The organism is Paenibacillus alkalitolerans, assembly GCF_016482785.1.
GTDB lineage: Bacteria > Bacillota > Bacilli > Paenibacillales > YIM-B00363 > Paenibacillus_AE > Paenibacillus_AE alkalitolerans.
Map to the genome: position 1 here is coordinate 569,596 of NZ_JAEMXM010000001.1, position 13,799 is coordinate 583,394.

The following is a 13,799-nucleotide window of genomic DNA, read 5'->3' on the forward strand; positions in this document are numbered from 1 at the left end:
TTCTATAAAAGCGGATGCAACCCTTCCCATCGGACAGACCAGCCTTCCCGGGGGAATCCGGGACAATCCCTATCCTGCCCGCCGTTCCAGCCGCATGCCATCATCGCGGCGGCGATAAGCAGTCCTCCGTTTCCCGGCAAATATACGGTGAGCCCTGGGCGCTGATAATTGTGTCCGTTCGGAAGGTATGTGTTCTTCGTCGCTTCCATGAGCAGAAACTCGACGGCCGTCTCCCGCTCGCCGAGCCGTGCGGCCGTCATGGCGCACATCGGGAAATCCCAGCCCCAAGCGGATTCCCAGATCCACTCTTTCTTCACTTTCTTGAGCGTGTTCCGCATCACTTCCTTGTCGACAAGCGTTCCCGGAAGCATCCCGAGCGCGCCGAGCATGGACGGATGATCGCGGTTTTTCGCAGCGAACGTGTCCGGGCAGCGTTCATGCGCCAAATACACTCCGTCGAGCTGCGGCGGCCTGGCCATCGTTCCCGCGACCTTCGACCACTCCGGATTCGAACGAATGTTCAGTCTATCCGCCCAGCGCAAAGCGATCTCCAAGCCGTATTTCCAGTACTCCAATTCGTACGGCGGATTCATGCCTTCATAAATATGGTGGCACTCCTGGGCCGGAATGAGCGGAGGGCCCAGATCGAACGAGCCCCTTTCCTCGTTCCAATGCGCATAGGACACCATAAAATCGGCGGAATCGAACACGATCGGCGCATACCGCTCCAGCGTTTGCCGGCTCGGTTCGGCCAGGTAAACCAGCTCCGCCAGCGTCATCGGATGCGGCTGCTGCCATATTAAGCCCGGAGCCACGGGGGATGGGCTTTGAACGCCGTCGAAGCCGACCATCTTCGGCCAACGGGCTCCTTCGTAACCTTGAGAAGCGGCGAGCTCTTTCGCCAAGGGCAGGGTCGCTATATACCAATCCATACTTTTCTTTAAAAATTCCGCCCGGCCCCACAACGGAAAATGCGCGGCGTGCCACCAATGCATCTCCAGGTGGAACTTGCCGAACCAGCTGTTGTACATGAGTCCCGTCTCTTGCGGCGGCAGAGATCCGCCGCTGTGAATCGCCGTCAAGTATTGCGACAATACGACTCGTCGTTCAAGCTCGAACGCTCTCGTATCGGTCGAAGCGGAGAAATCGGCCGCGCCGCCGCTCTCCCAGAACGCCGACCACTTGCCGCGGCTTGACTGCTCCGTGTCGTGAACCGTCACCGCGGACGGTTCGTGCGGTGCGAAGCTTACCGTGCACTCTAATCGATCCGAACCCTGGAGACCGCGCAGCGTAAAATCATGGACTCCGGTGCGTTCGAGCGTCGCGCTTCCGTTCCAATCCCACCGGACCCGGTATCCGTCATCATCCATCGTCCGCTGCAGGACGACAGAAGACGATGATTCCGTTATAATCTCCGTCCGGTGACGGTCGTCGTTCTCCCAATCGGGGAAGACCGACTTGGACCAGCTTGTATGCGTCATGTCAGGCGCCGGAAACCGGATGAAGATTTGAAGCCGGTTTTCGGAAATAAGCGGCGAAGCCACGCTTACGCCGATCGCTCCATGTTCGGCGTGGCAGCTTGTGCGTACCGCGACAGGGACTCCGTCGACGGTAAATTCGCTATGGATAATACCGGTCCAAAGATTTAGCTCCTGCCGTATATCCCTTAGCTCGTTCAACCGGACCTCCGTGCCGTCGCGGTGCAGCAGCCTGAACGCGATACGTCCCAATTGAAGGCGGTGCGGATTTTGCCGCAGCCAATGATACGCTTCCGCCTTATCCTCCGGTTTCATCGGGTACGCTACCGGACGCCCGTAAGTGTCGAAGGTCTGGTAAGCGATATCCTTCTCCGAGTAAACTCCCCGGCCTCCGGTGTAATGCCAGCCCCAGTTCGACTGCGTTCCCAGCGGAGTCTCGTAATCGTCATAGAAGGTCTGCAATCCGGTGACATCGACGCTGAAGCCGAATTCCCCGTTACCTATCGAGAGCGGAGACAATGGCTCCGCTTTCGTAAGAAGCGGGTTATGGCGCAATACGATTTCCTTTCGATTCATATGGATCCCTCGCTCGCATTTCGAGAAGTTGGACTTCATTGCGTGTTTCATTTGGCGATTCGTTCCGGAATTTCATCATCTCCCGGTACTTGCCGGGAGTAATAGCCTTGTACTTTCTAAAGACGCGGATAAAGCTGTTCTCGTGCTGATAGCCGACCTTTTCCGCAATATCCGATATTTTGTCGTCCGTTTCGAGCAGGAACTCCCCTGCTCGATCCATGCGCAGCTTCGTGAAATAACCGTAGATCGTGTCGTTGATCTCCTGTTTGAACAGCTGGCTTGCCAAGCTCACGCTGATCCCGACGGAATCGGCGATTTCTTGGATGCCGATCGATTCTCCCAGATGCAGCTTCATAAAATCGATCATCTGCCGGCATTGCACGAAATCTTTGCTCTGCATAAGACTGTGGAACCGTTCCGCCAATTCCGCGGCCCGGCGGTTAAACAGCTGCGCGATGTCGTCCAGATGAAGCGTGTTCAGTTCTTCGAACGGATCGAGCTCCTCCCAGCGGTCGGTTTCTTGCTTTTCGCCGATGCGGCGGAGACGGTCACCGACCGCTTTCAGCATGGATAACGCCGCCGAAGGATACGGCTCCGCAGCGCGCAGGTCAAGCATCATCCGTTCGAGCACGCTAAGCGCGCGCGCTTCGTCCCCCGCTTCAATCGCAGCGGCCAGCTCGGCGACTGCCGTATCGTTACCGAAGGCGGCCGGCATTTCGTGGTCGGATACTTCGCGAAAGAAGATCGCATTGCCGTAGCCCCGGAATAACCGGTAGCCCAGCGCATTGTCCGCCTCGAGCATCGCCTGCTTCAGACGACCCGCATCCTCGCGCGGCGTGCTTATTCCCATCGACACGCTGAAGCCCAGCATTCGATGGGCGATCGCGACGGCCTTCTCGCACGCATCATCTAGAACAGCTTCGCCGTTTGCCGGTTGAATTAGCATCGCCAGCTTATCCTTGCCGAAATCGGCGCAAACGGTGCGCCATTTCGGGGAGAGTAACTCCGCCATCACGTTCGCGAGGGCAAACTTCAAGAGCGAATGATCGGCGCTCGGGTAACGCCGCGACCACGCTTCGTAATTGTCGATGGACATTACCGCGATCGTTAACGGGGCGTCCGTCCAGCCTTGGAAATAACTGCTCCACTTCTCCCTAACTTCCCGCTTACTGTCGATATTGCCCATATAGATATCGTACAGGAATTTCGAAGCGGCCTCGGGCATCGTCTGCCGGATAAGCTGAGACAGCTGCGCATGGTCGCTGAGCAGCTCGGAGGTGAGTCGCTCAAGGTGAAGCAGATCCGCGTGAAACATGTCCCGGTCGTTCTTCCGAAACAGCCGCTGCATGCGGCGTACGGGCCGGAACGCGACGGAGTTGATGTAGAATATAGTCACGACGCCGAGCAGCAGTGCCGCTGCCGATACCCATAGAACTACGTTTCGGACGTGCTTCGACTGCGCCAACAAACTCTCCTGTGAGACGAAGGAGATGTACATCCAACCCGTCAGCGGCGACTGCAGTTGGTTCACTAGATACGAAGCGTTCATGTAACGAAGATCACCCAAGCCTTCTTCGTCCGTCTGCTCGATCGCCTCCTGAATCAAGGCCCGGTCCAACCCTCCGCCCGATACCGAATAGAGGATTTCTCCGTTCTCGTCGACGATAAATCTCGCCCGCTGCAAGTCGGACCGGTGCGGCGGATGGAGCTTCGAGAACAACTCCTCTTTATTTAGGTTGATTGCAACAATCCCCTTGAATTCGCCATGAACGATCACTTTGCGGAACAAGGTGATTTCCGGTCTTTTGTTTCGGACGCCGTCGGTCACCGGACGCTTCCGGACAAGCATCTTCTTGTCGCCGAACTCCCCGGCGATGCCGACCCAACCGGAATCGGCAAAGTTCAACTTGCTGGAGCTGTATCCATATGGCATCGACACGAAGCTGCTTCGTTCCAAATCGTATACATAAATGCTGTCAATAATGGACGTGTTGTTAATCAACGTCGATAAAAACTGGTATATTCCGGTGATATTGTTATATGAATTTTGATTTTCGCTCGTCAGAAACTTGTAGATGTAAGGATTAAGCGCGACCGAAACCGCGATCTGATCGGTTTTTTCGATATATTCGTCAATAAAGTTCATGCTGATCTGCAGCATCTGGTGCTGCGGCTCGCTTAGTTCGTTCTGCAAGACGGACTTGGACGTATAGTAGGATGTGATACTGACGCCCAAAATGATGACGCACACGGATACCGTAAGAAACAGGACGAGCCGGGTCTGCGTATTGGTGAAGGTATAGGTTAGCCATTTCTTAAGGGACTGCATCATGCCGTTTCCCGCCTTTCACAGTATCCATTCATTATACTGCGAATCCGTTCCGGACTAGCAAGCGCTTTCAGACTCGTCTCAGTGCGCCGTATCCCGCCTCTTCGGGCGCAGACTCCATTATCCTGTCGTTTGCTCCGCTTTCCGGGTTTTTTCCAGATGCTTCAACATACGGAGCGTCTCGACGACGGATTTCTCGTCATTACGCTCCCTCCTTTCCATTCATGTTGTTCCCAAATGCAAGCGTTGCCCGGAAACCGTGTTCCGGGCAACCGTTTCGAACGTGCCTTGGATGTTACTGGTTCGTCTTGGCATACCATTCTTGCACTCGTTTCGTAACCGTTTCTCCACCCGCTTTGTTCCAACGCTCCACGAACTCGTCGAATTTCTCGATCGGCCATTCCCCGATGACGATCTTCGTCAAATATTCCTGGAACAGCTTATGGGATTGAATGTCGGGGAAGCCCTCGTAGACGGTGCTCGGCAGTCCGTCTCCCGCGATTCTTCTCGCGTCCGCGGTGCTGATCTTAAAGATGTCCCTCACCATCTGCTGCATGTCTTCCGGAATCGTCTGGTCGATCCTGACCTCCATGTCTTCCTCCGTCGTCAGGTTGCGCATGCCCAATGCGATCGGTTTGTTGTCCGCCGGCGGCAAGATCATTTTCTTGCCGTCAACAACCTCGTGCTGCACGCCTTCGATGCCGAAGCGGATAAAATCGTCATTCTCCTCGTTATAGAAGAAATCCAGCAGCTTCAAGGCATGCTCAGCTTTATCTTCGGACGCTTTCGGAATGACCCACTCAGGCTCGCCCATGCTCTTCTGCGTTACGAAGCCGTCGAAGCCCTCCGCTTTCGGAAGCGGCATTCCCGCGACGTAAGCATTCGGAGCGCTTTGCCGCATGGCGGTTACCCGGTCGCGAAGATTCGCGGGCAGGTGATACCAGCTGCCGACAAGGTTATTGTTGATCTTGGCAGTCCATACGTCGCCCTTGTTCAAGAACGTTTCGTTGTCCAACAGCTTCTCCGCGTACAAATCGCGAATGAAGGCAATCGCGGCCCGCATATTCTCGGAGACGCCGGCGTACTGAATTTCGCCTTCGTAGATGTCCCACTCCGGGTACCCTTCCCACATTGCGACTCCGTATATGGCGAACAAGTGATCCATCCAACGGCCGAACTCGCGTCCCGTCGTCGGCAGCTCATCCTTCTTTCCGTTGCCGTTCGGGTCCTTGTCCCGGAACGCGCGCAGCAGCTCCTTATATTCCTCCACCGTCTTCGGCATTTCCATGCCGACGGCTTCGACCCAATCTTGACGGATGAGCGGCGCCCGTTCAGGCACGAGGAACACCTTCGGCACGTAATATATTTTTCCGTCCTCGGAAGCGGAACGGACGATGTCCCATGCTTCCTGCGGTATACTTTCCCACACGTGAGGCGCATATTTCGGCAGCAGCTCGTCGAGCGCGAGCGCCCCGCCTTGTTGAATCAAGGTCTGCTCCACGCCGCCGATCGGACGCAGGATATCCGGCAAATCGTCCGACGCGATCATCAGGTTGATATATTCGGCCGGCTCGGAGCCCGGAGGCGTCGTAACAAGCTGATACTCGACGCCGGTATTCTTCGCGACGTATTGAACGTGCGGGTCGTCGCTCCCCGGGATCGTCCCTACCCCCATGTGACTCTTGAATACTTTAATCGGAACAGTGGCTGCCGGCTCGCCCGTTTCGGCGTCTTTGCCGGTTTCCGGTCCCACATCCGATTCCGCCGGCGTTCCGCCTTCCGGAGACTCCCCGCCCGCCGTGCCGTTCGTGCTGCATCCCGCAATGGCGGTGAACGCCAGCATGATGATTAGCGCAACCGACATGAGCGGCTTTCTGATGTGTAGTGACATCTTTGCTCCTCCTTTTTTATAATACAATGCCTCTCTTTGCTTCTATATCAAACCGAGAGCCTCGGTCCAATACCGCTTCGATTATTCTTTCAGCGAACCCAGCATTGCGCCCTTCACGAAATATTTTTGCAAATACGGATACACCAAGATGATCGGTACCGTCGCGAAGATGATCGTCGCCGCCTTCAAGGTCGTCGTGTTAAAATCGTAATCTCCCAAGAACATATTGACCGCAGCCAATTCTTCCGGTTGCTGCAAATAAGCGCGAAGCTTCATCTGCAGCGGCCATTTGTCCGGATCGCGCAAGAAAAGCACCGCCCGTTGGAACGTGTTCCAATATCCCACGGCGTAAAACAGACTGACCGTGGCCATTACCGGTTTCGACAACGGCAAATAGATTTGGAATAAAATCCGGAAATCGTGGCAGCCGTCGATTCTCGCCGAATCGTCCAGCTCGCTCGGAATGCCCATGAAGAACGTTCGTATGATGATCATATTGAACGTCCCGATCAACCCGGGAATGATGAGCGCCCACAGTGAATTCATAAGCCCAAGCTCCCGCACCGTCAGGAAGAACGGGATCATCGGCGCGTTGAAGATCATCGTAATGACGATGCCGAGCATTACCGGTTTTCGCAGCATAAACTCCCTTCTGGAGAGCGGATATGCGGTGAGAATGGAGAAGAACATGCTGAGCAGCGTACCGGCGACCGTAATGTACACCGTAATGCCGAATGAGCTCCACAATTTTTCGTTTTGAAGTATTTGCGACCAAGACGCCGTCGTAAATTCCACCGGCAGCAGAAACACTTTCTTCGAATCCGCCGCGATCGGCGAGCTGAGCGACATCGCAAGCAGATGAAGAAGCGGAAAGATCATCGTGGCCGCCGCCGCCGCCAGAAATGCGTAATTCGCCCATTGAAAGCACTTTTCCCCTAGCGATTGTCTCATTACCATAACCCCTGTTCCGATTTTCGTGCTAGACGGTTGAAGACCCACAAAAGCGCGAACCCGATGACCGATTGGAACAAGCCGATCGCCGTCGTTACGCTGTATTGCCCCTGCAGCACGCCCGCCCGGTATACATAAGTCTCTATAATGTCTCCTACCGAGTATGTCATCGGCGTCAACAGGTTGAAGATTTGATCGAAGCCAAGCTCCAAGAAATTGCCGATGTTAAGCAGGAAGAGCACTAATATCGTCGGGAACATCGAGGGAAGCGTAATATACAGCGTTTGCTTCCACCGGCTCGCGCCGTCCATGACGGCGGCTTCGTACAGGTTCGGATTTATTCCGGAGATCGCCGCCAGGTAAATGATCGTTCCCCAGCCGACTTCCTTCCATATTCCGGACAGTACGACAATCGTACGGAAATATTTCTCCTCCTGCATGAACAAGATCGGCTCGAACCCCATCCAGCCGCGCACTAGGTTCACGATGCCCTGCGACGACAGCAATTCAAACACGATGCCGCCTACGACGACCCAAGACAGGAAGTGAGGCAAGTAAAATAGGCTTTGCATCGTTCGTTTGGCGAGCATCCAACGCACTTCATTAAATAAGAGGGCGAGGATAATAGGCGCCGGGAAACCGAACACCAGTTGATATAACGCAATCGTCGCCGTATTACGGAGCACTTGGTAAAAATCTTGATACGTGAACAGGAAGGCGAAATTGTCCAATCCGACCCACGGACTGCCTAATATTCCATTGAAGATTTGGTATTTCTGAAACGCGATGACGCTCCCGGCCAACGGCACGTACTTGAATACGATGTAGAACGCAATTCCGGGAAGTATCATTAGGTACAACATCCAATGCTTCTTTACATTGCGGATAAATGCATTTTTCGATTTCTTCGGTCGCGGATCGGCCGTCATGGGGACGCCTCGTTCCGGACGGGTTGCCGCAGTCGATGCCATCTCTTCCCGTTCCTCCTCTCGCTGGTACATAGCCATCGTACTTCGTCTCGGATAGGAATCACAATCGCTACATCTTCCACTGCATGAGCAATTATGTGATTCTGGAGGAATGGTTTGCTTATCGGAGTTTCGGTTCATTTGCATTTGAAGTAATGAAGAAAGACCGGCCTTCAGTTTCGAAGGCACGGTCTGCTCGTGGCAACCAATTACCGATATTTGATATTCACGCTTTCCCCATACGCACCTGTTCGAAAAAGGTCTCCTGTCCGACCTGCCCGCCTTTCAATACGATTTCCAGCCCGTCCAAACGATCGTCACCGGAATATGCCCGGCAAAGCGGTCCCCCCGGAACAAGCGGCGCGATCATTTCCAAAGCGTATACGCCAAGCTGCTTCACCGCAAAACCCGACGTGTCCCCGCCGGCAATCACTACCCGTTTCAAACCGGAGGACAACAGCAGTTTTTTCGCGGCTTCTCCCAAGCGGCTGCCGATCAGCTTGCCGCTTTCGGCCGTTCCGAACCCATGCGCCTGAAGCCATTCCTGCGTTTGCACGATGGAGACATCTTCCGGTCCGAGCGCTGTGTATAAAATAACATTTCGGCCGTCGCGCAGCAGCCGCTCAGCCTGTTCCAACGCATCCGTGTCCGCCCCACCCTCCAACATTGAGTCGGCATGAATTCTTATGCCCGCAAATCCATGATTTTGCGCCCATTCGATCTGATCTTGCGTTACGGGCGAACAGCTGCCGGATATGACGAGCAGCCGGTCCGCAGGCTCCGCTTGGAAAGCAGGAGGAACCGGCGGAAGCTTTCCGCTTCGTCTCCAGTGCTTGACCAGCGCGTACTCAATGCCGGATGACCCGACCGCAAACAACGGTGCTCGTTCGCTTTCGCGAGAGAGCAAACCTCCGATTTTCAACAGGTGTTCATCCGTCAACACATCGAAAAGCAATATATCCGGCCGGCTGCCGCACCGTTGATTGTGTCGTTGCTCCAGCATCGGTCCGTCTAACTCCAGATCGAGAATATCCATCAATCCGATCGACTTTGCAGTCTGTTTCGTAAGATGAAGTCGAAGATCGGCTTCATTCATTGGCGTGACAGGGTGCCTGCTCATGTTCGGATGCCGGTCCAAACGAACGGTATGCTCCCCCGCACCGCAAAAATGATTTCCGAACACGGTGTACCGCTTTAAAGCGGGCGCTCCTGCCAACAGCGGAATATAACGTTGTTCCGGAAACAACTCCCTCCCGATGTCGATCGCTTTCCCGATGCTGCCCGTTTCCGGGGAAGAGTCGAAGGTCGAGCATATTTTATAGTGAACGATCCGGGAACCGAATTTTCTCAATGCGGCGAGTGCGGGCTTCAGCGTCCGTTCCATCTCTCGGGGGCTCATCGTCCGGCTGACGCCGGCCACGCCGAAGCCGTCGTATTCACGAAACTTCTCGTTCCATAAAGCCAAGTCGGGTACATCCATAAATAAAATAACGCGCAGTCCACCGTTTAATAGCGCTTCCAAGGCGTCGGTCGAACCGGTGAAATCGTCGCCGTAATAGCAAATTTGCACAGATTTCCCCCCTATCGCCTCGGGACTCTGGGACTCTGAAGAATCCCGATTCATCCGAAAGTGTCCAGCGCCTGCCTCAACTCTTCGTTCGTATGGGCGTACGTTTCCAGATCGGTTCCCTCCAACGCGGCCTCCCATCCTTGCACGAAACTGCGGAAGCCCGCACCGACGCCGCAGGGATGCGCATGAATGCCCCCGCCCGCGATATTCATCAAATCGACCGTCTGCAGCGTCCTGTACGTTTCAGGCGCGGCGCCGGCCCACTGCTTCGACGAAAGTACGGGCAGGACGGTGTCCGATTCACCGAACATCGGCGTCAAACAACTCCGGACAGATTCGATGACGGAAGCGTTGCTTTCGAAAAACTTGTTATTGAGCCCGTTGACGTGAAGATGATCGACGCCGGCCAACCGGCACAGCTTCTGATACGGCGCGAAAGACATGCCGAGATAAGGATACCGCGTCATCATTCCCCACTGATTGCGGTGTCCGTGGATGCATACGGGAGCGTGTTTTCTGAGATGGGCCAATCCCGAAATGCCGACGCTGTTGATGCTGACCATGACACAATTGCCTCCGTGTTTCACTACTGTGTCGAGGTGACGGAGCATCTGATCGATATCGTCGGTAATATTGAACGCGTACATCGTTTTTTTGCCGGTCGCGTCCGCCGCCCGCTCGATTTCCTCCATCGCGGCCTTGACCCGTTCGGACAACGGCGCATATGGCGGGTTGCCGTGAACTTCGTCATCCTTGATAAAGTCGATGCCGGCCGTCGCCAGCTCCCTTACGATCAACCGCAGTTGATCGGGTGTAAGTCCGATATTCGGTTTGATGATCGTCCCGATGACGGGACGTCCGTATACGCCGGTCAGCTCGCGAGTGCCTGTGATTCCGAACTTCGGACCGTCATACCGCTCCAGAAACTGCGGAGGGAGTTCAAGATCGATCAGGCGGAGTCCTGACAATTCTTCCAATTCGAACAGATTGCCCGCCACTGTCGCGAGCAAATTAGGTATTGAAGGGCCGACGTTCTCGTAAGGAAATGCAATCTTCACAATCCCGCGCCGGTATTCTCCTTTGTTTCCGGCGGGTACTTTCGCTCCCGGCAAAGAAGGAAATGCGGTTTTTTCCAGCGGTTCGACGGATATTATCCGGGCCCTGTGCCGTTCCTTCAAGTTGTCGGACTCATTGGGCAAAGCAACGAACGTCCCGGTCGACTGTTCTCCCGCCACTACTTCAGCGGCATGTTCAAGGGAAAACGCCGTTTCGATCCAATACGTTGCGACGATGGAGCCATTCATCGGCGGGATCCCCCTAAATCCGTATATTTCCCTAACCGTTCCAGCTCGGATTTGACGGACAGCACGCCGAGCCGCGGACTGGAATATACCGGAAGACCCGTTTCCCGCTTCAGCGCATCCTCCATTCTCGCCATCGACCCTTGCGCCAACACGAGCGCATCGGCCCGTGCTGCGACCGATATGGCCGCTTCGAGAATGAGTCGGTCGTGCTCCTCGGGCCGTCCGGCGACAAGCGCTTGATACGCGCCGCCGGCCAATGCGTCCAGCACTTCTACGCTGCGGCTCCCGGCTTCCTTCCGAAGCAGACGGCACGTCGGCTCAAGCGTGGTCGGCAGCGTCGCCAGCACTCCGATTTTTTCATATTTTTGAACCGCTTGCCGGGCCATCGCTTCGTCGATCTTGACGATCGGCGTGTCGAACATCGGCCGCGCCCAATCCGCTACCTCGCCGACCGACGAGCAAGTGTTGAATATGACATCGGCCCCGATCTCTTCGGCTTGACGATAATATTGCTGCAGCCGCCGCCTGACGGCCGGAGTCACTTTGCCGGCGCGCATTACGTCGGCGATCAGGCTGTCGTCGGTAATATTGACCAATCTGCACACCGGCAAATGCTCTCGAAACAATAATTGTATCCGTTCCGACAAACCTTGTCCCGTATATACTGCAACTACTGTGGGCATCAAGCGTCACTCCCCGCATTTACCGGATCGTGCCCGGCTGGCGATTCTTGCAGCCGGCCATCTTCATCAAGCCAACGGTCCAAATCCGGCAAATCGAAATATTGAAGCATCCCCGGCAAAATAAAGCTTTGAGAATCCGTTTCGTCGTAAAATGGTTCTCTTATCCAATCCGCGATGCTGCTCATACGGTTATCCATGCGGACGCCCCGGACGCGCGGTTCGAGCAATGCGGCCAATCCGGCGTAGATCGCATACCGGCCGTTTCCGTAAAGTTGAATATCTCCAGGATCGACGTTACTGAGGTTCGACGCCAGTTCGACCGCCCGCAGAACGTCATATGTGCGCACCGCGGCCATACTGTCGCCCAGAAGCATCAATTCGTCCGTATACTTGTCGAGTATTCCGAATCTCTTGAACGGGTTGTCCTGGGGCGAATTGAGATGAGGCAAAAGCGGCCCGATCCCTGTCGGGTTCAACACCATGGCGATTCTGCCGGACTTGCACGTTTCCCTGATCCACCGGTCGTGCGGCGTCAGTTGGTTCGTACCTCTGTCCCATACGGCGACCGTTACCGGGAGTTTGCGGCCGGCAAGCTCCGCGTCGAAAAATTGCAAAGCGTGATTCAACAATCCGCGCTGGCTCCACCAGACGGTGCGCCAGACGTGCATTCCTTCCACTTCTCCTCCGCCATACAGGCGCGGGTTAAGAGCGAAAGATTGCCTGCCGCGATAAACGGTTTCACGCAGCCAGTCCATCGCCCGTTGTTTGCGCACCGCGTCCGGGTATGCAAGACGAGTCTTTTCGAACTCTTCAAGCCGCTCAATATTTTCTTGGTGCACATTTTTCGGTCGTTCCAGCTCCCCGATTATTTGCCCGCTTTTAGTGCATAACAGCTGTTCGGCAGGAAGCAGAGTGATCTTCTCGTCGGATGGCACGTTCGGCCGTCCGACCAGATGTTTGGAGAAAAACCGGGTTGCTGCGCGAACGAGCGGCAGTGTGAACCGGTGCCCGAAATCATCTTCGTATATTTCCAGATTATCGCTCAAGCCGTGCATTTCCCAAAACCTTCGGTTGACGTCGACCGTATGGCGGGCGCCCTCGATCGGAACGGAATCGTATGTTGTCGCCAGTATAAGCACGGGCCGCGGAGCCATCGCCATCACAATGTCTTCGTGATCCAAGCCGAGCGCCGAAAAACCCGGCCATTTCTGCTCGGCGTCCTGCGCTTTACCGGTCATCAGGAAATACGGGCGGTTCATGATAAAGCCGCCTGGAGCGGCGGCCGCGATACGGCTGTCGTACATCATGACCAGCGAAGTTTGCGTTCCGCCTCCGGAATGCCCGCATACGCCTATCCTGGCAGGATCGACCTCCGGCCGCGAGCATAAGTAATCGATTGCCCGCACCGCATCGTGAAGCATATAACGCGCCAAGTTATCGCCCAGCGGCAAACATTGCCGGCCGACTTGCTCGTGCTCCGTGACGCTCGTCATCGGCGCGTGTTTCTCGACCGGATCGTAATAACCGAACCGCTCTCCCTGACCGATCGGGTCGACCGCCAGTACGACAAGACCGGAATGCACGAGATAGTGGCAAGGAGTTTGGTATTCGTCGCAATGCTTCGCCTGTTCGCGATGGCCGCACAGGAGCATCACCGCTCCGCGGGGCCCGGAGATACCGTCGGGAACATACAGATTGGCGGTGACGTACACGCGAGGACGAGATTCGAAGATCACCTTCTCGATGCGGAATCCGTTACCCTGTATGACACCGGTAATCCTCGGATTCAAAGGCGTATCGAGAGGCGGCAATCCGCCGAGGCACCGTTCGATACCCTCCCGAATTACCTGCTGGCGCCGCTTTAAGCCCGCGATGTCTTTGACCTCCGCCCGCGCGCGCTCTCCACTTTCGGCCGCCTTCAGCGCCGCGTCGTGAATCCACCGGGGCAGTTGGCTTTTTATATCGAAATTGGGGATTTGGGTCGATTCCAGCTTCTCATACATTTACACATCATCTCCCTTACTCGTTCTATGCACCAAACCGCGGACA

General features: G+C 55.4%; 9 protein-coding genes. All 9 read right to left on the reverse strand.

Annotated features, from left to right (window positions below):
* Window positions 1-2 precede the first annotated feature (2 nt).
* Window positions 3-2,054: a glycoside hydrolase family 65 gene (locus tag JET16_RS02470; protein ID WP_199613999.1), complete on the reverse strand. Its 2,052-nt coding sequence runs from the start codon at window positions 2,052-2,054 to the stop codon at window positions 3-5.
* Window positions 2,023-4,386, reverse strand: coding sequence for an AraC family transcriptional regulator (locus JET16_RS02475; protein WP_199614000.1), 2,364 nt, complete (start codon window positions 4,384-4,386; stop codon window positions 2,023-2,025). Before JET16_RS02475 ends, JET16_RS02470 begins: the two co-directional genes overlap by 32 nt.
* Before the next feature lie 292 nt (window positions 4,387-4,678).
* On the reverse strand, window positions 4,679-6,274 hold the full coding sequence (locus JET16_RS02480) for an extracellular solute-binding protein (protein ID WP_233530943.1): 1,596 nt from the start codon (window positions 6,272-6,274) through the stop codon (window positions 4,679-4,681).
* Window positions 6,275-6,355: 81 nt separating this feature from the next.
* The gene (locus JET16_RS02485; protein ID WP_199614001.1) at window positions 6,356-7,225 is read right to left on the reverse strand and encodes a carbohydrate ABC transporter permease; all 870 of its coding nucleotides are present in this window, start codon (window positions 7,223-7,225) and stop codon (window positions 6,356-6,358) included.
* Entirely contained in the window at window positions 7,225-8,154 is a 930-nt protein-coding gene (locus tag JET16_RS02490; RefSeq protein ID WP_199614273.1) for an ABC transporter permease, read from the reverse strand. Before JET16_RS02490 ends, JET16_RS02485 begins: the two co-directional genes overlap by 1 nt.
* Window positions 8,155-8,419: 265 nt before the next feature.
* A complete protein-coding gene (locus JET16_RS02495) occupies window positions 8,420-9,763 on the reverse strand; it encodes a four-carbon acid sugar kinase family protein (protein WP_325176590.1) in 1,344 nt (447 codons plus the stop codon).
* 50 nt (window positions 9,764-9,813) lie between these two features.
* Window positions 9,814-11,067, reverse strand: coding sequence for a ribulose-bisphosphate carboxylase large subunit family protein (locus JET16_RS02500; RefSeq protein WP_199614003.1), 1,254 nt, complete (start codon window positions 11,065-11,067; stop codon window positions 9,814-9,816).
* Window positions 11,064-11,750 carry an aspartate/glutamate racemase family protein gene (locus JET16_RS02505; RefSeq protein WP_233530944.1) on the reverse strand — a complete coding sequence of 229 codons (687 nt, stop codon included), beginning with the start codon at window positions 11,748-11,750 and terminating at the stop codon, window positions 11,064-11,066. The genes JET16_RS02500 and JET16_RS02505 overlap by 4 nt, the downstream gene beginning before the upstream one ends.
* A complete protein-coding gene (locus JET16_RS02510; protein WP_199614005.1) occupies window positions 11,750-13,753 on the reverse strand; it encodes an alpha/beta hydrolase family protein in 2,004 nt (667 codons plus the stop codon). The genes JET16_RS02505 and JET16_RS02510 overlap by 1 nt, the downstream gene beginning before the upstream one ends.
* Between the last annotated feature and the right edge of the window lie 46 nt (window positions 13,754-13,799).

Excerpts from the sequence above, each read along its gene's own strand:
- JET16_RS02470 (WP_199613999.1), bottom strand. The coding sequence starts at position 2,054 with ATGAATCGAAAGGAAATCGTATTGCGCCATAACCCGCTTCTTACGAAA.
- JET16_RS02485 (WP_199614001.1), bottom strand. The coding sequence starts at position 7,225 with ATGAGACAATCGCTAGGGGAAAAGTGCTTTCAATGGGCGAATTACGCA.
- JET16_RS02480 (WP_233530943.1), bottom strand. The coding sequence starts at position 6,274 with ATGTCACTACACATCAGAAAGCCGCTCATGTCGGTTGCGCTAATCATC.
- JET16_RS02500 (WP_199614003.1), bottom strand. The coding sequence starts at position 11,067 with ATGAATGGCTCCATCGTCGCAACGTATTGGATCGAAACGGCGTTTTCC.
- JET16_RS02475 (WP_199614000.1), bottom strand. The coding sequence starts at position 4,386 with ATGATGCAGTCCCTTAAGAAATGGCTAACCTATACCTTCACCAATACG.
- JET16_RS02490 (WP_199614273.1), bottom strand. The coding sequence starts at position 8,154 with ATGACGGCCGATCCGCGACCGAAGAAATCGAAAAATGCATTTATCCGC.
- JET16_RS02505 (WP_233530944.1), bottom strand. The coding sequence starts at position 11,750 with ATGCCCACAGTAGTTGCAGTATATACGGGACAAGGTTTGTCGGAACGG.
- JET16_RS02510 (WP_199614005.1), bottom strand. The coding sequence starts at position 13,753 with ATGTATGAGAAGCTGGAATCGACCCAAATCCCCAATTTCGATATAAAA.